General features: G+C 63.8%; 18 protein-coding genes and 1 pseudogene. 10 read left to right on the forward strand and 9 right to left on the reverse strand.

Going from position 1 to position 19,752, the window contains the following annotated elements; all coding sequences use genetic code 11:
* Window positions 1–3: 3 nt before the first annotated feature.
* The gene (locus MST27_RS11385; RefSeq protein WP_243606054.1) at window positions 4–1,569 is read left to right on the forward strand and encodes a methyl-accepting chemotaxis protein; all 1,566 of its coding nucleotides are present in this window, start codon (window positions 4–6) and stop codon (window positions 1,567–1,569) included.
* Window positions 1,570–1,638: 69 nt separating this feature from the next.
* Here MST27_RS11385 and MST27_RS11390 read toward each other — a convergent pair whose 3' ends face one another.
* Entirely contained in the window at window positions 1,639–3,162 is a 1,524-nt protein-coding gene (locus MST27_RS11390; RefSeq protein ID WP_243606055.1) for a fumarate hydratase, read from the reverse strand.
* A 348-nt stretch (window positions 3,163–3,510) separates the two neighbouring features.
* Here MST27_RS11390 and MST27_RS11395 point away from each other — a divergent pair, with 348 nt between their 5' ends.
* On the forward strand, window positions 3,511–4,641 hold the full coding sequence (locus MST27_RS11395) for a GGDEF domain-containing protein (protein WP_243606056.1): 1,131 nt from the start codon (window positions 3,511–3,513) through the stop codon (window positions 4,639–4,641).
* Window positions 4,634–5,578: an iron-sulfur-binding ferredoxin reductase gene (locus MST27_RS11400; RefSeq protein ID WP_243606057.1), complete on the forward strand. Its 945-nt coding sequence runs from the start codon at window positions 4,634–4,636 to the stop codon at window positions 5,576–5,578. Before MST27_RS11395 ends, MST27_RS11400 begins: the two co-directional genes overlap by 8 nt.
* A 21-nt stretch (window positions 5,579–5,599) precedes the next feature.
* Here the strand turns inward: MST27_RS11400 and pyk are convergent, their stop codons facing one another.
* Complete coding sequence (gene pyk, locus MST27_RS11405) at window positions 5,600–7,051, reverse strand: pyruvate kinase (RefSeq protein WP_243606058.1); 1,452 nt, start codon at window positions 7,049–7,051, stop codon at window positions 5,600–5,602.
* 167 nt (window positions 7,052–7,218) lie between these two features.
* On the opposite strand from pyk, the gene MST27_RS11410 reads away from it, so the two are divergent.
* Genes MST27_RS11410 through MST27_RS11420 form a run of 3 tightly spaced genes read left to right on the forward strand, consistent with a single transcriptional unit; the run spans window position 7,219 to window position 8,540 of the window.
* Complete coding sequence (locus MST27_RS11410; protein ID WP_243606059.1) at window positions 7,219–7,596, forward strand: tetratricopeptide repeat protein; 378 nt, start codon at window positions 7,219–7,221, stop codon at window positions 7,594–7,596.
* Between the two features lie 44 nt (window positions 7,597–7,640).
* Window positions 7,641–8,060, forward strand: a complete 420-nt coding sequence (locus tag MST27_RS11415) for a DUF4124 domain-containing protein (RefSeq protein WP_420864240.1) — start codon at window positions 7,641–7,643, stop codon at window positions 8,058–8,060.
* Window positions 8,061–8,108: 48 nt separating this feature from the next.
* Window positions 8,109–8,540 carry a PilZ domain-containing protein gene (locus MST27_RS11420; RefSeq protein ID WP_243606061.1) on the forward strand — a complete coding sequence of 144 codons (432 nt, stop codon included), beginning with the start codon at window positions 8,109–8,111 and terminating at the stop codon, window positions 8,538–8,540.
* Window positions 8,541–8,553: 13 nt separating this feature from the next.
* On the opposite strand, the gene MST27_RS11425 is transcribed toward MST27_RS11420, so the two are convergent.
* The 6 genes from MST27_RS11425 to MST27_RS11450 are packed head-to-tail and all read right to left on the reverse strand — an operon-like array spanning window position 8,554 to window position 15,317.
* Entirely contained in the window at window positions 8,554–9,885 is a 1,332-nt protein-coding gene (locus tag MST27_RS11425) for a DUF58 domain-containing protein (protein ID WP_243606062.1), read from the reverse strand.
* A 25-nt stretch (window positions 9,886–9,910) separates the two neighbouring features.
* Complete coding sequence (locus MST27_RS11430) at window positions 9,911–10,915, reverse strand: AAA family ATPase (RefSeq protein ID WP_243606063.1); 1,005 nt, start codon at window positions 10,913–10,915, stop codon at window positions 9,911–9,913.
* On the reverse strand, window positions 10,912–12,075 hold the full coding sequence (locus tag MST27_RS11435; RefSeq protein ID WP_243606064.1) for a DUF4350 domain-containing protein: 1,164 nt from the start codon (window positions 12,073–12,075) through the stop codon (window positions 10,912–10,914). Before MST27_RS11435 ends, MST27_RS11430 begins: the two co-directional genes overlap by 4 nt.
* Window positions 12,072–13,643: a DUF4129 domain-containing protein gene (locus MST27_RS11440; protein ID WP_243606065.1), complete on the reverse strand. Its 1,572-nt coding sequence runs from the start codon at window positions 13,641–13,643 to the stop codon at window positions 12,072–12,074. The genes MST27_RS11435 and MST27_RS11440 overlap by 4 nt, the downstream gene beginning before the upstream one ends.
* Window positions 13,630–14,613 (reverse strand): stage II sporulation protein M, encoded by a 984-nt coding sequence (locus tag MST27_RS11445; RefSeq protein ID WP_243606066.1) that lies wholly within the window; start codon window positions 14,611–14,613, stop codon window positions 13,630–13,632. Before MST27_RS11445 ends, MST27_RS11440 begins: the two co-directional genes overlap by 14 nt.
* A complete protein-coding gene (locus tag MST27_RS11450; RefSeq protein ID WP_243606067.1) occupies window positions 14,610–15,317 on the reverse strand; it encodes an RDD family protein in 708 nt (235 codons plus the stop codon). Before MST27_RS11450 ends, MST27_RS11445 begins: the two co-directional genes overlap by 4 nt.
* A gap of 221 nt (window positions 15,318–15,538) precedes the next feature.
* Between MST27_RS11450 and sbcB the strand changes: the two genes are divergently transcribed.
* The gene (gene sbcB / locus MST27_RS11455) at window positions 15,539–16,963 is read left to right on the forward strand and encodes an exodeoxyribonuclease I (protein ID WP_243606068.1); all 1,425 of its coding nucleotides are present in this window, start codon (window positions 15,539–15,541) and stop codon (window positions 16,961–16,963) included.
* 69 nt (window positions 16,964–17,032) lie between these two features.
* Here the strand turns inward: sbcB and mvaT are convergent, their stop codons facing one another.
* A complete protein-coding gene (mvaT, locus tag MST27_RS11460) occupies window positions 17,033–17,410 on the reverse strand; it encodes a histone-like nucleoid-structuring protein MvaT (RefSeq protein WP_243606069.1) in 378 nt (125 codons plus the stop codon).
* A 385-nt stretch (window positions 17,411–17,795) separates the two neighbouring features.
* On the opposite strand from mvaT, the gene purU reads away from it, so the two are divergent.
* The 3 genes and pseudogenes from purU to MST27_RS11475 all read left to right on the forward strand — a co-directional run.
* Window positions 17,796–18,647 (forward strand): formyltetrahydrofolate deformylase, encoded by an 852-nt coding sequence (gene purU / locus MST27_RS11465; protein WP_243606070.1) that lies wholly within the window; start codon window positions 17,796–17,798, stop codon window positions 18,645–18,647.
* A gap of 19 nt (window positions 18,648–18,666) precedes the next feature.
* Window positions 18,667–18,861 (forward strand): hypothetical protein, encoded by a 195-nt coding sequence (locus MST27_RS11470; RefSeq protein ID WP_243606071.1) that lies wholly within the window; start codon window positions 18,667–18,669, stop codon window positions 18,859–18,861.
* 50 nt (window positions 18,862–18,911) lie between these two features.
* Window positions 18,912–19,724, forward strand: a pseudogene (locus MST27_RS11475) (helicase HerA-like domain-containing protein); the annotation flags it as partial.
* Window positions 19,725–19,752: the final 28 nt, after the last annotated feature.

The raw sequence follows: 19,752 nt of genomic DNA on the forward strand, positions 1-19,752 counted from the left end.
ACGATGAGAAACAATGGCCCGGTAAGTAACACAGAGCGGAGTTTTCCGGCGCATCAACGACTGATCTCTGCGACCGACACGCATGGCAAGATCCTCTATTGCAACGACGAGTTCGTCTCGATCAGCGGCTATTCGCGCGAGGAGCTGATCGGCAGCCCTCACAACCTAGTACGCCATCCGGACATGCCGCCGGTCGTCTTCGAGGCCATGTGGGGCTACCTGAAAGCCGGGAAAAGCTGGATGGGCGTGGTCAAGAACCGCTGCAAGAACGGCGATTTCTACTGGGTCAGCGCCTACGTCACGCCCATTCTCGACGATGGCAAGCTCACCGGCTTCGAGTCGGTGCGGGTCAAGCCGACCGCCGAGCAGGTCGCCCAGGCCAGTGCGTTGTACGAGCGGCTGCGTGCCGGTCAGCCGGCCGTGTCCCTCGGTCGTCGCATCACGGGCTGGGCCAAGATGCTGGCGCTGCCGGTCGGGGCGTCGCTGGTCGCTGCGGCGGGCATGTTCTGGCTGCCACCGGCCGTAGAGTTCGTCGCGCTGCTGGGGCTGTTCTTCGCGCTGGGCCTGAGCTGTCATTTCGCGTCGGAGCGGCGCTTGCAACAGATACTCGACCGCGTGCCAGAGGCCTTTACCGACCCCGTCGTCGCCCTGACCTATACGCAGAACTACGGAAATGCCGCTCGGCTCGAAATGGCGCTGGTCAGTGAGGATGCGCGCTTGCGCACCGCGCTGACCCGGCTCTCGGACCTCGCCGGCCAGGTTGCCAGCGCCTCGGCTGAGACCTATACCCTCGCCAGCCAGACCGAGAACGACCTGCGTCAACAGCGCGGCGAAACCGACATGACTGCCACCGCTGTCACCGAGATGACGGCCTCGATCACTGAAGTCGCGAGCCATGTCCAGCAGACCGCCGAGGAAGCCACCACGGCCAACGCGCTGGCTGACGACGGCGATCGCGTCGCCTCGAGCTCGCGCCAGGCCATGGAGATGCTGGCCCGGACGGTCACCAACATCGGCAATGCGGTGAATGAGCTGGCCGGCGAGACCCAGCAGATCATGTCCGCGGCCGGCATGATTCAGAGCATCGCCGAGCAGACCAATCTGCTGGCGCTCAACGCCGCGATCGAAGCCGCGCGTGCCGGTGAGCAGGGCCGGGGATTCGCCGTCGTGGCGGACGAGGTGCGTGCGCTGGCCAGCAAGACCCGCGATTCCACCCAGCAGATCCAGGCCATCATCCAGTCGTTGACGAGCAAGGCCGACGAAGCGGTCGCTATCGCCCAGGTCGGTGACAAGGAGGCGACCCAGGGATTGGCGCAGGTCATCGAAGCGCAGCAAGCACTGCAGGGCATCCGCGACGCGGTCAATCGCATCACCGGAATGAGCCAGCAGATGGCTGCTGCGGCCGACGAGCAGGCCCACGTGGCCGAGGACATCGCCCGCCAGGTCACCAGCATCGCCGTTACTACCGACAGCAACGTGAGCAAGGCGGAGCTGACCATGCAGCGTGGCCGCGAGCTGGAGGGCGCCGCGCGTGGCTTGCGTGCGCTGGTCGAGCGCTTCAACCGCTGAGCGCATGCCCGCAAACAAAAAAGCCCGGCCAATGGCCGGGCTTTTTTTGCGGTACCGCTTATCGTCGAGTTACTGCACTTCGACGGCCAGGCTCTCGGCGATCTTCTTCTGCCAGATTTGCGGGCCCGTGGTGTGAACCGACTCGCCGTTGGTGTCGACCGCCACGGTCACCGGCATGTCCTTCACGTCGAACTCGTAGATCGCTTCCATGCCCAGCTCCGGGAAGGCGATGGTCTTCGACGCCTTGATCGCCTGGGCGACCAGATAGGCGGCGCCACCGACCGCCATCAGGTACACGGCCTTGTTGTCCTTGATCGCCTCGATGGCGATCGGGCCGCGCTCGGACTTGCCGATCATGCCCAGCAGGCCCGTGCTTTCCAGGATCTGGCGAGTGAATTTGTCCATGCGGGTGGCGGTGGTGGGGCCGGCCGGGCCGACCACTTCATCGCCGACCGGATCGACCGGGCCGACGTAGTAGATGAAGCGGCCCTTGAGGTCCACTGGCAGCTCTTCGCCCTTGTTCAGCATGTCCACCATGCGCTTGTGGGCGGCGTCGCGGCCGGTGAGCATCTTGCCGTTGAGCAGCAGCGTCTCGCCCGGCTTCCAGCTCAGCACTTCTTCCGGGGTGACGGTGTCGAGGTTGACGCGACGGGCGCTCGGGCCGGCTTCCCAGACGATTTCCGGGTAGGCGTCCAGCGGCGGTGCCTCGAGGCTGGCCGGGCCGGAGCCGTCGAGCACGAAGTGCGCATGGCGGGTGGCCGCGCAGTTGGGGATCATGCACACCGGCAGCGAGGCGGCGTGGGTCGGGTAATCCATGATCTTCACGTCGAGGACCGTGGTCAGACCGCCCAGGCCCTGGGCACCGATGCCCAGCTGATTGACCTTCTCGAACAGCTCAAGACGCAGCTCTTCGATGCGGTTCTGCGGGCCGCGGGCCTTCAGCTCGTGGATGTCGATCGGGTCCATCAGGACTTCCTTGGCCATCACGGCGGCTTTCTCCGCAGTACCGCCGATACCGATGCCGAGCATGCCCGGCGGGCACCAGCCGGCGCCCATCGTCGGCACGGTCTTCAGCACCCAGTCGACGATGGAGTCGGACGGGTTGAGCATGGCCATCTTCGACTTGTTTTCCGAACCGCCACCCTTGGCCGCCACGTCAACCTCGACCTTGTCTCCGGGGACGATGGAGTAGTGGATGACCGCCGGGGTATTGTCCTTGGTGTTTTTCCGGGAACCTGCCGGGTCGGCAAGGATCGAAGCACGCAGCACGTTCTCGGGCAGGTTATAGGCACGACGAACGCCTTCGTTGATCATGTCGTCCAGGCTCATGGTGGCGCCATCCCAGCGCACATCCATGCCCACACGGACGAATACCGTGACGATCCCGGTGTCCTGGCAGATCGGGCGATGACCGGTTGCGCACATCCGTGAGTTGATCAGAATCTGGGCCATGGAGTCGCGGGCTGCCGGCGACTCTTCGCGCAGGTAGGCTTCATGCATCGCCTGAATGAAGTCGACGGGGTGGTAGTAGGAGATGAACTGCAAAGCGTCGGCAACGCTTTGTATCAGGTCGTCTTGCTTGATCACGGTCATGCAGCGCGTCCTCTTGGCGGGGCGGAAACAGCGCGTATCGAGAAAAAACGACCGACACGCCCAGGTAAAAAAATGCGCGGCAGTATAACCTGCTGCCGGGCAGGGTACACAGACGGACCAAAGGTGAAGGGATGCAGGACGCAAGGACCAGCCGTTGGAAAACGCCGACCGCGACGCAATGCCGATGCCGACGGCAGGCAAGGCCGCCTACCGTGCACCCAGGTGCTCGACGGGCCCATCATGCGCCGCTGCCGTTGGTCGCGAACGGTAGCGATCGTCCGCAGTTCCGTAGGCAATTGCAGAAGTTGAGCGTAGAGTGTGTCGAATTGCCACTATGGGAAGGATTCCATGCGCGCGATTCCTGAAGACTCCGAGCAGCAAGCGCTTCAGCTGCTGGTGCTCAAGCGTTTCGGCATGGCGGCCGGGACCTATGCATTGGCGCTGCTGCTGACCTGGATAACGGTCTTCGGTGGCTATTACCAGGCGCCAGTCGACACCGCGGTGATCGGCTCGCTGATGATCGTCGTCAGCCAGCTCGTGTTCTTCTGGATTTTCTACCGCGGCCATAACCTGCGCTTTCGCGATCCGAGCCTTACCGAACCACAGGTGCTGGTCGGCCTCGCCTGGCTCACTTTTTTCCTCTACAACCTCGGCACCGAGCGCGGTTCGCTGATGGTGCTCTACGTCCTCGTGCTCATGTTCGCGGTGTTTCTGCCGCCCAAGATATTCGCGCGCTACGCGGTGTTGGCCTTCTGCAGTTTCGTCGGCGTTTCGCTCGGTGATCTCTCGCTGAATGGACCGGACGAGCCGCAGGCCTTGCTCCTGCAGGCGTCCGTGCTGCTGGTGACGCTGGTCTGGATGTGCCTGTTCGTGGGATACGTCTACAAGCTTCGTCAACGCATGCGCCAGCGGCGCTACGCCCTGCAGGCGCACCAGGAAACACTGCGCGGGATGATGCGCCAACTGGAGGATCTCGCTTCGACGGACGAGCTGACCGGCCTGTACAACCGCCGTCATTTCATCAACAAGGCCGAAGCGGAGCTGAACCGTCTGCGCCCCGGTCATTATTCCGGGCTCGCGCTGATCGACCTCGATCATTTCAAGCGAATCAATGATGTCTACGGCCATGCAACCGGCGATCGCATCCTGCAGACGTTCGCCTCGGTGGCGCGCTCGTGCCTGCGCGACGACGACGTGCTCGCGCGATACGGTGGCGAAGAGTTCGTCCTCCTGTTGCCGGGTACCGACGCCGAACGCTTCCATGCCTGCTGCGAGCGGCTGCGCGAGGCCTTTGCCAATGCCCAACCGCTCGATATTCAACTGCAGCCTGGCCAGCTGAGCCTGTCGGTCGGCCTGACCCTGCTCAGCGCCAACGACAGCCTCGACGAGTCGCTGCAGCGGGCGGACGAGGCGCTCTATCGTGCCAAGCACAAAGGTCGCAATCGCTGCGAGGCCAGTTGGGTCACGGTCGATGCCTGAAATCACCTGCAACGACCGTCACTGGACGGTGCCTGCCGGCCGCAATCTGCTCGACGAGCTGAATGCGGCCGGTTTTGCTGTTCCGTTCAGTTGCCGGGCGGGCAGCTGCCAGGCCTGCCTCGTGCGTTGTATCGAAGGCGAGCCCCTGGATGCCAGGCCTGAGGCGCTGCCGGCGACACGGCGGGCGCAGGGTTGGCGACTGGCTTGTCAGTGTCGAATCGTCTCGGACCTGCATGTCGCGACCTACGATCCAGCCCGGGAGGCTATTCCCGCCGACGTGCACGCCGTGGAGTGGCTGGCCGGTCAGGTATTGCGCCTGCAACTGATACCCCAGCGGCCGATCCGCTATCGCGCCGGACAGCATGTGCTGCTGTGGAACGCGGCGGGCGTTGCGCGGCCCTATTCGCTGGCCAGTCTGCCGGGAGAGGACGTCGGGCTTGAACTGCACATCGATTGCAGCCGGCCTGGTGCGTTCGCCGACTCGGCCCGGGCGTTGCGGCCGGGCGATCAGCTGCGCCTGGGCGCATTGCATGAAGGGGGCCTGTACTACGAGCCGGACTGGCAGAGTCGCCCACTGCTCATGCTGGCGGCCGGTACCGGGCTGGCGCCCTTGTGGGGCTTGTTGCGCGAGGCGTTGCGCCAGGGCCATGAAGCGCCCATCCGGCTGATCCATGTGGCCTCGGGTGAATCCTATCTCCGTGCAGCGCTGGAACGGTTGGCGGCGCGACACGGCACGCTCGAGGTCGAGTTGGTGCAGGGCCAGGCGTCGATGGAGGCCTGCCTGCGCAGCCTGCGCCTGCGTTCGCGTCAGGAGGTTGCCCTGGTGTGCGGGCGCGAGGCGTTCGTGGAGGCTTCAAGCAGGCGGCTGTTCCTGGCGGGCTTGCCGCGCGGTCAGCTCTTGAGCGATACCTTCGTCAGCCGCCACACCGACGACTGACGAACGAGCAGGCGCCCCTGGTCAGGCGAGAGAGTCGCCGACGCGCAGGATCTTCATCGTGTTGGTACCGCCCGTGCCGTGGTAGGTATCCCCCTTGGTCAGGATCACCCAGTCACCGATGCTGACGATGTTGCGTTGCAGCAATTCGTCGACAGCCGCCTGGCTGACCTTGTCTGCCGGCAGGGCGGCCGGATCGAAGGGAATGGTCTGCACGCCGCGGAACATGGCAACCCGAGCCTGGGTTTCGCGATGCGGAGAGAAGGCGAAGATAGGCACCGACGAACGGATGCGCGACATGATCAGCGGGGTATAGCCGCTTTCGGTCAGGCTGATGATCGCCTTGACGCCAGGGAAGTGGTTGGCCGTGTACATCGCGGCCAGCGCGGTGCTCTCGTCACTGCGCTCGAAGCGCTGCCCGAGGCGATGGCCGGACTTGATGCTGGTCGGGTGCTTCTCCGCGCCGCAGCAGACCCGCGCCATGGCCTTGATCGCTTCGACCGGGTATTCGCCGGCGGCGCTTTCGGCCGACAGCATCACGGCATCGGTGTAGTCGAGCACGGCGTTGGCTACATCGGACACTTCGGCGCGAGTGGGCATGGGGTTCTGGATCATCGACTCCATCATCTGGGTCGCGGTGATCACCACTTTATTGTTGCGACGGGCGTGCAGAATGATCTTCTTCTGGATGCCGACCAGCTCTGCGTCACCGATTTCCACGCCCAGATCGCCTCGCGCGACCATCACGCCATCGCTGGCGCGGATCAGACCGTCCAGCGCTTCGTCGTCAGCCACCGCTTCGGCGCGCTCGATCTTGGCGATCAGCCAGGCGTTGGAGCCGGCTTCGTCGCGCAGGCGGCGGGCCAGTTCCATGTCGGCGGCATCGCGGGGGAAGGATACGGCCAGGTAATCGAGGTTCATGTCCGCGGCGAGCTTGATGTCGGCCTTGTCCTTGGCGGTCAGGGCTGGTGCGGTCAGACCGCCGCCGCGGCGGTTGATGCCCTTGTTGTCCGAAAGCGGGCCGCCGATCAGCACGGTGCAGTGCAGCTCGTCGGCGGTAGCGTTGTCGACGCGCATGACCACACGGCCGTCGTCGAGCAGCAGTTCGTCGCCAATGGCGCAGTCCTTGACCAGATCGGGGTAATCAATGCCAACCACTTCCTGGGTACCGGCGTCGCGCGGATGGGTCACGGAGAAGCGAAAGCTGTCGCCCTCGGCCAGCTCGATGCGCTTGTTGGCGAACTTGGCGATGCGGATCTTCGGGCCCTGCAGGTCGCCGAGCAGCGCGACGAAGCGTCCGTGCTTGGCGGCGATATCCCGTACCAGTTGCGCTCGAGCGCGGTGCTCGTCCGGTCCGCCGTGGGAGAAGTTCAGGCGGGCTACGTCGAGCCCGGCGAGGATCATCTTTTCCAGCACTTCCGGCGAGCTACTGGCCGGGCCCAGGGTGGCGACGATTTTGGTACGGCGCGAGATCATGCAAAGGCTCCTGTTCAAGAATGGGCCGGAGGCTACTATGCCGGACGGCTGTAGTCATCGTCGGTCTTCACTACTCTTTACCTTGGCCTGGACACTGGCGAGTCGCCCGGTGGCACTGCAGTTTTTTCATCAACGGTCGATACACGGGCCATCGGAGGATCTCACCCATGCGCACCTTGTTCATCATCGTTCTGGCCACCCTCAGCGTCGGTTGCAGCAGCCGCAGCGCGCTCGACCGACACCTCGATAACGCCTACAAACAGTACGAACTGGGCAACTGCGACCAGGTCATGCTGGAGCTGTCCCAGGCCGAGCGGCGCAGCCGCCCACGTGACAATCTGCAACCGGAGATTTCGCTGCTGCGCGGCCAGTGCCTGGAGCGCCAGGGCCTGTTCGTCGATGCGGTGGAAACCTATCGGTTCATCGGATCACGTTATCCCGCGAGTGAATATGCGTTTCGTGGGCGTGCCAGGCTGGAGACGTTACGCCAGTTGGGGCACTATCAGCCCGAGGAGCGGGTGGTCACCACCGCCGTCAAACCCTGAAATGGGCCGGCCCATGGCCGGTCGGGAAGGAACCCATGCACCGAATGCTGATGCTGTTGGCCGGGCTGTCGTTTACACCCTTGTCGGGCGCCGAGATCTACCGCTGGGTCGACCCGCAGGGAAACGTGCATTTCGAGTCCCGCCCACGTCCGGGCGCCGAGCAGGTCGATGTGCGTCCCCAGGTCGTCGAGCGCGACGAGGCAACACGCGAACGCGAAGCGCGCACCGAGCGCTTCTTCGAGGCGCGACGTGACGAGCAGGCCGCGGCCGAGCGGCTGGCAGGCGAACGGCAGCGCGAACGGCGCCAGCTGTGCGGTCGGCTGAATGAGGAGCTGGCCCTGCTCAACCGGGGCGGGCGCTATTTCCACGTCGATGCAAAGGGTGAGCGTGTCTACTACAGTGAGGATGAGGTAGGGGCGGCGCGGCGGCAGTTGGCCAGTCGTATTAGTCAGAACTGCAGCTGAGTGGCCGGAACGGCGGCAGTGTAGACACTTGGTGGCAGGCCCGGAACGATGAACATGCTCAACCAGCGCAGCATCCAGCGACACCAGTTGCCCTATTACCTGAACGTTTTCAACCGCTATACCGACAAGCCGCTGGGCTTCATCGGTAACCTGTCCGAAGGCGGCCTGATGCTCATCAGCCCCTACCCGATGATGACAGATGTTCGTTTCGACATGCGCCTGAAGATACCAGGGCAGCACGGCCAGCTGCGCTGCGTGGATTTCAGCGCGACCTGCCTTTGGTCGCGCGAGGACGTCACACCGGGCAGCTTCGATTCGGGTTTCGCGCTGATCTCACCGCCGGCCGAGATCCGCGACATGATCGATGCGCTGCATCACTATTTCAGCTTCCGCCCGATCCAGCACATCCCGCCGGCGCGTCTGCCGCGGACCGACCCGCCAACCCACCGGGTCGATCAGGACCGCTGCCACGGAACCTGACGTTCTTGCTCGCTTACAGCACACCGCCTTTCTTCCACGCGAGGTAGCGGCTGATCAAGGCTGGGCCTAGCTCCTCGGGGCGCGCGTCGAGTACGGGTATTCCCTGCGCCGCCAGCCGTTCGTGCAGGCGATCCCGGGCGTTGAGGTAAGCGATCGCGCCGCCATAGTCCAGCGCCTCGGCGAAGCCCTCGACGGGGTGCTGGCGCAGTTCGTCGAGCACCTTCTCTCGCAGGCTCACCACCAGGACGCGATGACGCCGGGACAATTGCCGCACGGCACCAAGCAGGTTTTCGTCGTCTTCGTCGCGCAGGTTGCTGATGATCACCACCAGCGCGCGGCGCTTCTGTCGTCCGAGCAGTGCGGCGGCGGCTTGCTCGTAGTCGGCGGGCAGTTGGCTGTTCTCCAGGTCATAGACGCCGTTGAGCAGCGTTGTCAGCTGAGCCTGGCCCTTGGCCGGCGCGATGAAGCGCTCCTGTGGCGTGGCGAAAGCCTGGCATCCGATCGCATCACCCTGGCGCAACGCGACGTAACTCAGCAGCAGCGTAGCGTTCAGAGCGTGATCGAAGTGCGACAGCGCATCATCCTGGCTGCGCATCCGTCGGCCGCAATCGAGCAGGAGCAGCAGTTGCTGGTCCCGCTCGTCCTGATATTCGCGCACGATCGGAGTCCGTTTGCGGGCGGTGGCCTTCCAGTCGATCTGCCGGGTAGTGTCACCTTCGCGGAACTCGCGTAGCTGGTGGAAATCCAGGCCCAGCCCGCGGCGTGGCTGCTGGCGGATTCCCAGGCGGTTCAGCCAGCTGTCGACGGCCATCAGCGGTGCGCCATGCAGGCGGGTGAAGTCGGGGTACACGCGGGTTTCCGATACCAGTGCCAAGGCTCTGCGCTGACGCCAGAATCGCCAGCGGCTGTAGAGGCGCACCTCGCACGCTTCGAAACGATGAGCGCCGCGGCGCTGAGGGCAGAGTTGATAGACGATCCGCCCGTGCTGGCCGGGCAGCAGGCTGACCTGTTGCGGCAGTGATTGGCAGAGAAAGGCCGAGGGCACATGGTCGAACACGTCCAGCAGCAAGGGTGCCTCGGTCGGCGTGCCGAGTTCGACCTGCACGTCATGCCAGCGGCCCAACGCGAGGTTGGTCGGCAGTGTCCGGCGGGCCGTCGGTGAGGGCAGGCGCCGTAGTGCACGGCCATCCAGGGTGGCGAACAGCGCCAGGCACAGCAGCATTCCCCACCAGGCTGCGCTGATGACGTCTGGCAGCGCATGTCCGAGTGTGTCCAGTACACCCATGAAAAGGCCCAAGGCGAAGAGGGCGCCGACGGCCTGTATCAGCTTTCCGGAGGGCGTCATCGTGAGCGCTGCCTGAGGGTCGCGGTCACAGGCGTGGCGCCGGGACCTGGTCGAGCAGCTGCGACAGCACCTGATCCACCGAGGTACCCTCGATGTCGAGTTCCGGCGATAGCCTGACCCGGTGCCGCAGCACGGCCAGGGCACAGCCCTTGATGTCGTCCGGAATGACGAAATCCGCGCCGCGCAATAGCGCCCTGGCCCTTCCGCAGCGCACCAGAGCGATGGAAGCCCGTGGGCCGGCGCCGAGCGACAAGCCTGGCCAGTCGCGGGTGGCCCTGGCCAGACGTACCGCATAGTCGAGCACCTGATCATCGACCGTCAGTTCGCTGGCGATCTTCTGCAGCGCTAGCACGTCCTTCGCTTGCAGGATGACGCGAAGGCCGCTGACCTCGATGATGTCGGCGCGTGCCGAGCGCGTCGCCTGGCGCACCAGTTGTTGCTCTTCGTCGGCCCGTGGGTAGTCCATGCGCAGCATTAGCATGAAACGGTCCAGCTCGGCCTCGGGCAACGGATACGTGCCCTCCTGCTCGATAGGATTTTGTGTCGCCATGACCAGAAAGGGCTGCGGCGCCGCGAGCGCACGGCCTTCGAGCGTCACCTGGCGTTCCTGCATCACCTCAAGCAAGGCGGCCTGGGTTTTTGCCGGGGCGCGGTTGATCTCGTCGGCGAGCAGCAGGTTGGTGAACACCGGCCCTTTGCGCAGCTTGAACTGTTCGCTGGCCAGGTCGTAGACCGCGTGGCCCGTGATGTCGCTGGGCATGAGGTCAGGGGTGAACTGAATGCGTGCGAACTCGCCACCGAAGCAGCGGGCCAGCGCTCGGACCAGGAGGGTCTTGCCCAGACCCGGCACGCCCTCGACCAGCACATGGCCGGCTGCGACCAGCGCGGTGAGGACACCGTCGACGACTTCATGCTGACCGATGACGGCCTTGTGCAATTCGTGGCGCAGGGCCTGCACCAGCTGACTGGCGCGTTCGCGCTGGCTGCTGGGATTGGCAGCCGGTTGTGGTTCGCCTGTGGCTTCGCTCATAGAGAGTTCCTGATGCGTTGCAGGTAGGTGACCTGACGGGTGAATTCAGCAGCACCGAGCGCCTTGGCAGGGCGGCTCAGGGCTTGTTCGATGTATTGGGTGGGCAGCTGGCAGAGCGCGGCCAGGCGCTGGTACTGCTGGTCGAGAGGCAATTGGTCGAAACCGGGATGGCGGGATCGAATGCGGCGATGGACGTCGGCCTGGAGGGTCTCGAGCAGGTGGTTTGGTCCGGCCCGTCGGTAGAGGAAATCGGCGCTGGCCCGCAGATGCTCCTGTAGCCGACGCCTGCTGCGATCATTCGTCTCGATCAGTGGACCGTGCCGTTGCCCGACATGCCAGGCGCCCAGCAGCACCATGATGAGCAGGGCCGCGAGCGCTTCGGGAAAATGGCGCATCACGAGCCGGGGCAGGCTGTCCTGTTCCGTGTCGTAGGCCAGCTGAACATCCCGATCCTGGGTCAGGTACCAGAGCAGCCAGGCGTGATCGTATTGACCGATCTGCGCGTTCTGCCAGATCCAGGCGTCCGTTAGCGCGGTGACCAGGCCCTGACCATGCCGCAATTGCAGCATGTGCGTGGCATCGTCGCTGTTGGCCCAGGCGTGGGCGCGGTGGCCGGCATCGTAAAGGTGGAAGCCTGTGTCGAAGGCGAGGAAGGCAGGTGCATCTTCGTTTTCCAGGTACAGGCGGGTCAGTCGCGGCTGCGGGTCGCGCTGCTCGGTGGCCGTGTCTCGCGCGGTGGAGTCGGCTGCTGTCTCGTGCTGTTGCAATTGCAGCGCGTCGAGCAGCAGGTCGCCGCTGCGCTCGGTTGTTTCGTCCCAGATTTGCTCGGCGACAAAGACCAGATGTCCACCCTCGGCAACCCAGTCCAACAGCCGTTCCGTCTGCGTCGGCGTCATTTCGCTGCGGTCGCCGAGCATCAGCAGCACCTGGCTGGATGGGCGCCGTTCGGGCTGGCGCTCAAGCCCGGAGGTTCGTGCGACCTGACGACCCTGCGCGATGAGGAATTGCCGTGCCGCCAGATAGGGATCGGCCGCGACCTCCGGCGCCGGGCCGTGTTCGACGACTTCTTCATAGGGGGTGGCCTTGCTTGCCAGGTAGGCCAGCAAGAGGCCGATCAGTACGACCAGCGAAGCGAGGAGCAGGGTCAGCCGGCGGCTCATGACGCGCCTCTCTCGAACAGCTCGCGCCAGCGTTGGCAGAGCGCGGCTGTCGTATCGTTAGCCGGCAGGCGGTGCCCATAGGCCAGTGCGAGCCAATGACCGGTGACGGCCTCGACGTACGCCTGCAATTGCGGTGTCTCCTGGCGGGTCAGGGCAAGTACTTCATTCTCGGTATGTGCTTCCCGCAAGGGCAGTTGCCGGTCATGCAGCAGTCGGCTGAGCAGTGCCCGGTATAGCAGCCCCAGCGCTTCGCGCGGTTTGTCGGCCCATAGCCGTTCCACGGTAGCGGCTATGTCGTCGGGCAACTGCTCGGGTGTCAGGTCCAGGCCGAACAGCTGGACGGGTTGGGCCTGTCGTGACGTGCGAGAGGGGCGGCGCAGCCGGCCGACATGAAGGGTGATCCAGCTGCGGTAGCGCCACAGCGCAAAGGCGATCAGGGCGAACAGCGCACACCACAGCAGAGCCTCGACGACCCGTGTGAGGTTGTCCAGGCTGCGTCCGGCGCCGTCGCTGCGCAACAGCGAATCGAGCAGGCGTTGCAGCCAGCCCGGCGCCTGTTCGGTGTCGTCGTCGCCGAAGCGCCAACGGGTCACCGTTTCTCGATTGCGAAAGGGAGGCTTGTCGAGCAGGGCATTAATCTGTTCGCTCGCTGCCTGACTGGTCAACGATTGGTTGAGCAGGCGCTCGTCCTTGGGATCTGCTGGCATTGGCGCCGGTTGCACGGAGTCGCGTGGTGCAGGCGGCGCCTCGGCATTGGCCTGTTCGGCAGGGCCGAAGACAAGAAAGAGGCTGAGGCCGAGCGCCAGCATCGGCAGCACCGGTTGCAGGCGTTCGCGCAACCGGCGGAAGCTCAATTCGATGTCCCAGGCTTCCAGCACCGTGCGCCGATTCAGATAAAGACTGAACCCGCAGGCGACGTAGATCGGTTCCCAGACAATGAGAACCAAGGCGTAAAGCAGGTTGGAGAGGTGCTCGGCCCACAGCCATTGCTGACTCGCGCCGATCAGGTCCTGCCAGTTCCAGTCCGCGAGCATCTGCGCTGGGATCAACAGGTAGAGCAAGGCGAGCAAACCCAGCGACAGGGCGCCCTCCAGATGCATGCCGACGATCGTCAGCCAGCTCGCCGTGCCACTGTTGCGCTGCCCGAGCACGGCCAGACGGCGCTTGCGTGCCGGGCCCGACAGACCCTCGAGCTGTACCACGGGCAGATCGAAACTGCGTGTCAGGCTGAAGCGCCGCCAAGTCAGGCTGGCGAACCATTGGGGCCGAAGCAGGCCCGGCAATGCCTTGGCGCAGCGCCTCAGTGTCGGGGTATCTCCAAACAGCGAGCTTGACAGGATATACAGCGGCAGGCGTTCGAACAGCGGTTTAAGCCACCAGAACACCAGCAGCGATAGCGTCGGATAGCGCCACAGCGCCAGCGTCAGCGCCGCGAAAACCGGCAGCGTCAGCAGGGCCCAACTGAGCGCCAGCAGGCCGATCTGCCTCCGGGCAAGAAGAATACCGAGGTCCAGTGCCTCCCAGGCACTGCGCGGGCGGATCGCCAGGTTGATGTCACTCAGGCGCATGTTGCGTCCTGCCGCTCAGCATCAGATACAGGCCGACCGACAGCCAGAGGGCTGTTCCGACAGCATATTTCACGGCAGGGCTGGCGAAGGTCATCGACGACCAGTACGCCTCGATGAAGGCTGCGATGAACAGGAAGAAGGTCGCGCCAGCGATCAGCCGAATCGCGCGATGGGCGGCAAGTCGCAAGGCGTCGGCGCGGCGGTGACGGCCCGGCGCAACCAGGGCGGCCCCGAGCCGCAACCCGGCAGCCCCGGCCAGCGTGATTGCTGTCAGTTCGAATGCGCCGTGGCCGATGACGAACGACCAGAACGGCTGGTGATAGCCGATACCGGTCAGGTGCCCTGCGACGGCGCCGATCACCAGTCCGTTGAAGATCAGATAGAACAGGCTGCCCAGTCCGAACAGCAGGCCGCCGGCGAATGTCTGGAAAGCGATGCCGATGTTGTTCATCACGTAATAGCCGAACATCACCCAGTCGTCGCCGGAACTGCGCTCGCCGAACCGGCCGAGGCGGCTGGCGTCCGGATCGTACATGGCCTCCATCTCGCGGACCTGCTCCGGGCCGATCACGCTGTAAACCAGGTCCGGATAGGCCAGCACCAGCGCGCCCATGCCGATCAGGCACAGGTAGAAGGCCAGGCTCGACGCCAGTACATAGCGCCATTCGGCGCGCACGAGCCGGCCAAAACCGCCCAGCAGAAAGCCGAGCACGCGGCTGGCCAGCGGGCTGCGATGACGGTAGAGCTGTTGATGACCACGTTGGGCCAGCTGCTGCAAATGTTCCGTGGCGTGAGGGCTGTAGCCGCGTGCGCGAGCCAGCGCCAGGTGGTGGCAGACGCGCCGATAGGCGGCGGGAAGGTCCGCTAGTCCTTGGGCCTGTCGGGCCTTGCCCTGTTCGAGGGCGTGCAGGGTGTCGTCGAAGGCTTGCCACTCATGCTGATGCGACTGTTCGAACCGGCTCTGCTTCATGGCTGCCCCATCAGCCCGCGGGCGATGCCGTTGATTCGGGCTTCGGCTCGCTCGGGTGGCACGGCCAGCGGTTCGGCGATCAGTCCGGCCAGCTCCTGGCGGCGCTCACCCGAGAGGCCGGCCTGGCGCTCGGCGAAGCTGATCAGTGCCTGTTGCTCGCTTTGGCTCAGGGGAAACGGGGCCGGCTGGCTTTCCGCTGCCGGTAACTGGGGGCGCTCGAGCTTGCGTTCGCTGTAGACGACCAGCGTGCCCGCCGCCAGATCGCCCAGCCGTTTGAAGGCGGGGTGCCAGAGGCAGGACAGCGCGCCGAGAAAATAGCCGAAGGGCAGCAGATCGACAAAACGCAGCAGGTTACGCGTCAGCGACGAGGCCCAGCCGACCGGCGTGCCATCGTCATGCACGACCCGCAGTCCGAGCCAGCGCTTGCCAGGCGTACGGCCCTGGTACAGCACTTCGAAAAGGACCATGTACCACCACTGCACCAGAAAAAGCAGCAGTGCGCCGATGCCTAGCCCGAACTTGCCGAGCGCACCCAAGCCCAATCCCAGGATCAGCACGATCGCGGCACGGATCGCCAGGTCGATGGCGAACGCAATGGCCCGCGGGACCAGCCCTGCTGGACGAAGCAGCAGGTCGACTCCCTCCGGCGTTTCGACCCGGTAGCGGTTGTCGAGCAGCGGCTGAGCGTGATGGAAGGGTAGCAATGCGGTAACTCGCGGCGGGGGCGTGCGCAGATGCTATGCGTCTGTCGAGGGTTTGGGCAATCGCCGAGGGCGCATTCCAGTGTTCCGCACGCGGAGCATGGTTGAAACTTGTGAAGCGTGCCCCGGCGTCCTGGGCGAGATGTGTCCGAACCCGGTACAGAAGCCGCCCGGTGTCACCCGGTCAGCGCTAGACTGAACCCTCGCTCGACAAGGAGTTTTTCGTGACGCCCAGCATCTTCTGGTACGACTTCGAAACCACAGGTATTTCGCCGCGCTGCGATCGCCCGTTGCAGGTGGCCGGGATTCGCACCAATGAGGCGCTCGAGGAGGTCGGTGAGCCGCTGAATCTCTATTGCCGCCTCAGCGACGATATCCTGCCGCATCCCGCGGCGTGCCTGGTAACAGGCATCACGCCCGCCATACTGGCCGAAAAAGGGATGCCCGAGTCGGCGTTCATCGAACGGTTGCACGCGGAGCTGGCGCAACCGGGGACTTGTGGAGCCGGTTACAACACGTTGCGTTTTGACGACGAGGTGCTGCGTTACAGCCTGTACCGCAACTTTTACGATCCCTACGCGCGCGAATGGCAAGGCGGCAACAGCCGCTGGGATCTGATCGACCTTGTGCGCACCGCGTACGCGCTGCGTCCAGAGGGGTTGTGCTGGCCCGAGGAGGACGGCCGCGTCACGCTCAAGCTGGAGCGGCTGAGTGCCGCCAATGGCCTGGAGCACCTCCAGGCCCACGATGCGCTGTCCGATGTCCGGGCCACGATTGGCTTGGCCCGCCTGATTCGTGATCGCCAGCGACGGCTCTTTGATTATTTGTACCGTTTGCGTCGAAAGCAGGCCGTTATGGAACAGGTCCAACTGCTCAAGCCGATGGTCCATGTTTCGGGGCGTTTTTCAGCGGCCCGGCATTATCTGGCAGTCGTGCTTCCCCTGGCCTGGCACCCGCGCAATCGCAATGCCTTGATCGTCTGTGATCTCGGCGCTGAGTGCGGTCCGTTGTGGGAGGAAAGTGGCGACGCACTTCGTGACCGTTTATATACCCGGCATGAGGACCTGGGTACGAAGCATCCCGTGCCGTTGAAACTGCTGCATATAAACCGTTGCCCGGTAGTCGCGCCGCTGTCTGTATTGCGCCCAGCGGATATAGAGCGCCTCGGTCTCGATCTCGACGGCTGTGAACGCCGCGCGCAAGAGTTGCGTCGGCGACAAGCGGAATGGCAGCCGAAACTGGCCGATATTTATCGGGATGAAACCTTCGCAGGAGTGGACGACCCTGAGCAGCAACTTTATGACGGCTTTATCGGTGATCGTGATAAAGGGCTTTGCGAGCAGGTTAGAACGCTTGGGCAACAATGCGCGGCATCGCTGCCTTTTGACGACCCGCGTTTGCCTGAGCTGCATTTCCGCTATCGCGCTCGAAACTACCCGGAAAGCCTGTCGGCCGAGGAAACTCGACGTTGGAAGGACTTCTGCCGTAAACGGCTTATGCTGGCCGAGTGGGGGGCGCCCAACACCCTGGCGCAATTTGAAAACAGCCTAGTGCTGGCGCGAAACACAGCGTCACGAGAGCAAATCGCGCTTCTGGAACAATGGGCGGCACACGCTGCGCGCCTGCGTCGGCAATTCGACTGCCGCTGATGAATCCATGAAATAAAAAAGCCATTCGGACCGCCTGGGACCGAATGGCTCTGGATGACGCCTTTACGCTTAGCCGAGCAGGGTGGCCCAGCTCTCGACTTCGTCGGAGCCCCACTGGGCCTTCCACTCTTTCAACGTCTTGTGATTGCCACCCTTGGTTTCAATCACTTCGCCGTTGTGAGGGTTCTTGTACTGTTTGACGCGGCGCGCGCGCTTGGTAGCGGCGGGTGCCTTGGCCGTACGGGATGGCTTACTGCTACGAGCGTCGGGATCCAGCAGTGCAATGATGTCGCGAAGCGACTTCTGGTATTCACCCATCAACTCACGCAGCTTGCCCTCGAATTCAAGCTCTTTTTTGAGCTTTTCGTCAGCGGACAGAGACTTCAGGCGTTCCTGAAGTTCCTTGATGGCTTCTTCGGTAGCGCGGTATTCATTGATCAGCGACATGTCACTTCCTTGGTATAGGTTGGAACGCAAGTGTTGACAATGATAGACAGGCGCATGAAGTAAGTAAATATAGCATTCGATAGATTGTTCGCCTGTAAGCGGCGTCGCTCAGTGGGAAAGTTAGGCTGGAAGAGTGTCGGCCAGTTGTGTCGAAAATCTTGTAAAACTTTAGATGGCGTACCTCTGAATCGTCCTGCTCGGCCGCTCTTTAATGCCTTATTGGAAGGACAATTCCGCAATCTTCGTAAGGCTGTAGGGCGCGCCTGGCGCCATGTTCGGGGCCTGGCGAGGAGCGGCAACCCGATGGTGGCCTGAATAATATGGTGGCGCTTTTACGCGCTGCGTTAGAATGCGCGCCTCTTTTTACAGGCCGGAGTTTCCTTTAATGCGCACTTTCAGGCTGGTCATCGCCTGTCCCGACGGCGTTGGCATTGTTGCCAAGGTCAGTAATTTTCTGGCGACCTACAATGGCTGGATCACCGAAGCCAATCACCATTCCGATCATCAGAGCGGTTGGTTCTTCATGCGCCACGAAATCCGCGCAGACTCGCTGCCATTCGATCTGGATGGTTTTCGTCAGGCGTTTTCGCCTATAGCCCGCGAGTTTTCCATGGAGTGGCGCATCACCGATTCCGAGCAGCGCAAGCGTGTCGTGTTGATGGCCAGTCGCGAGTCGCATTGCCTCGCGGACCTGCTGCACCGTTGGCACAGCGGCGAGTTGGACTGCGAGATTCCTTGTGTGATTTCCAATCATGAAGACCTGCGGAGTATGGTCGAGTGGCACGGCATTCCTTATTTTCATGTGCCTGTCGAGCCCGGACGCAAGCAAGAGGCGTTTGCCGAAGTGACCCGGTTGGTGCGCGAACAGCGTGCCGACGTCATTGTGCTGGCTCGCTACATGCAGATTCTGCCGTCCGAGCTGTGCGACGAATTCGCGCAGCGGGTAATCAATATCCACCACAGCTTCCTGCCTTCGTTCGTTGGAGCAAAGCCCTACCATCAGGCGTCGCTGCGAGGCGTCAAGCTGATCGGCGCCACCTGCCACTACGTCACCGAGGAGCTGGACGCCGGCCCGATCATCGAGCAGGACGTGGTACGCGTCAGCCATCGCGATAGCGTCGAGGACATGGTTCGTCTGGGCAAGGACGTGGAAAAGATGGTGCTGTCACGCGGTTTGCGCTATCACCTGGAAGAGCGTGTGCTGGTGCACAGCAACAAGACCATGGTGTTCAACTGATAGCGACCCGGAGCCGGACATGAACGATCCGCGAGACAGGGGGACGGCGGTCGCACCGCCGATCATCGGCAGCGGCTGTACGCAGCGCTACGACCTGGAAGCCATGGCGCCGGAAGCCGGGACCTCGTTCCCGGAGGCGCGCCGGTTCTGGCTCCGCTTGCAGGCCGAGGCGCAAGAAGATGCCGGCTTAGCGAAGCCTGATGCTTCGCAGTGATTGCTGGCCTGCCGAAGCCGATCAATGCATGCGCAGGCCTGGAGGTGCTGATGGAACAATACGATAGGCTGGTGCTAGGGGCGGACGAGTCGGGTCGCTCCATCGGTCACCCCTTGCGTCTGGCCAACCGCCACGGTCTGATCGCGGGCGCAACGGGCACGGGTAAGACCGTCACGTTGCAGCGTCTGGCCGAGCAGTTCAGCGATGCCGGCGTGGCCGTCTTCGCCGCGGACATCAAGGGAGACTTGTGTGGGCTGGCTGCCGCGGGCACGCCAAGTGGCAAGCTCGCCGAGCGCATCGCCAGCATGCCCTGGCTGAATCATCGTCCCCGAGCCTATCCCGTCACGCTGTGGGACGTTCAGGGCGTGAGCGGCCATCCGCTGCGAACGACGCTCACCGAAATGGGGCCGCTGCTGCTGGGAAATCTGCTCGAGCTGAGCGACAGCCAGCAGGCCGCGCTTTTCGCCGCATTCAAGGTCGCCGATCGCGAAGCCCTACTGCTATTGGATCTCAAAGACCTCAAGGCCCTGCTCAACCACCTGCGAACGCATCCCGAACTTCTCGGTGAGGACGCGGCGCTGCTCAACGGCAGTTCGGCGCAAGCGTTGCTCCGGCGTCTGGCGACACTTGAGCAGCAGGGGGCCGAAGCGCTTTTCGGCGAGCCCGCACTTGAGCTTGGCGATGTGCTGCGGCCTGATGCGGATGGGCATGGACGGATACACCTGCTTGATGCCAGCCGTCTGGTTCACGAGGCGCCGAAGGTTTACGCGACCTTCCTCCTCTGGTTGCTAGCCGAGCTGTTTGAGCAGTTGCCCGAGCGAGGGGACGCGGATCGACCGCTGTTGGCGCTGTTCTTCGACGAGGTGTTGGCGCTGATGGAAAATTGACCCA

Source organism: Stutzerimonas marianensis, from assembly GCF_022810315.1.
Taxonomy (GTDB): Bacteria; Pseudomonadota; Gammaproteobacteria; order Pseudomonadales; family Pseudomonadaceae; genus Stutzerimonas; species Stutzerimonas marianensis.

Bases quoted from the DNA above. Each gene is read 5' to 3' on its own strand.
- pyk (WP_243606058.1), bottom strand. From the start codon at position 7,051: ATGATCTCGCGCCGTACCAAAATCGTCGCCACCCTGGGCCCGGCCAGT.
- MST27_RS11445 (WP_243606066.1), bottom strand. From the start codon at position 14,613: ATGAAGCAGAGCCGGTTCGAACAGTCGCATCAGCATGAGTGGCAAGCC.
- MST27_RS11395 (WP_243606056.1), top strand. From the start codon at position 3,511: ATGCGCGCGATTCCTGAAGACTCCGAGCAGCAAGCGCTTCAGCTGCTG.
- mvaT (WP_243606069.1), bottom strand. From the start codon at position 17,410: ATGTCGCTGATCAATGAATACCGCGCTACCGAAGAAGCCATCAAGGAA.
- MST27_RS11385 (WP_243606054.1), top strand. From the start codon at position 4: ATGAGAAACAATGGCCCGGTAAGTAACACAGAGCGGAGTTTTCCGGCG.
- MST27_RS11440 (WP_243606065.1), bottom strand. From the start codon at position 13,643: ATGCGCCTGAGTGACATCAACCTGGCGATCCGCCCGCGCAGTGCCTGG.
- MST27_RS11415 (WP_420864240.1), top strand. From the start codon at position 7,641: ATGCTGATGCTGTTGGCCGGGCTGTCGTTTACACCCTTGTCGGGCGCC.
- MST27_RS11400 (WP_243606057.1), top strand. From the start codon at position 4,634: ATGCCTGAAATCACCTGCAACGACCGTCACTGGACGGTGCCTGCCGGC.
- MST27_RS11420 (WP_243606061.1), top strand. From the start codon at position 8,109: ATGAACATGCTCAACCAGCGCAGCATCCAGCGACACCAGTTGCCCTAT.
- MST27_RS11435 (WP_243606064.1), bottom strand. From the start codon at position 12,075: ATGAGCCGCCGGCTGACCCTGCTCCTCGCTTCGCTGGTCGTACTGATC.
- MST27_RS11425 (WP_243606062.1), bottom strand. From the start codon at position 9,885: ATGACGCCCTCCGGAAAGCTGATACAGGCCGTCGGCGCCCTCTTCGCC.
- MST27_RS11470 (WP_243606071.1), top strand. From the start codon at position 18,667: ATGAACGATCCGCGAGACAGGGGGACGGCGGTCGCACCGCCGATCATC.
- MST27_RS11430 (WP_243606063.1), bottom strand. From the start codon at position 10,915: ATGAGCGAAGCCACAGGCGAACCACAACCGGCTGCCAATCCCAGCAGC.
- MST27_RS11410 (WP_243606059.1), top strand. From the start codon at position 7,219: ATGCGCACCTTGTTCATCATCGTTCTGGCCACCCTCAGCGTCGGTTGC.
- MST27_RS11390 (WP_243606055.1), bottom strand. From the start codon at position 3,162: ATGACCGTGATCAAGCAAGACGACCTGATACAAAGCGTTGCCGACGCT.
- purU (WP_243606070.1), top strand. From the start codon at position 17,796: ATGCGCACTTTCAGGCTGGTCATCGCCTGTCCCGACGGCGTTGGCATT.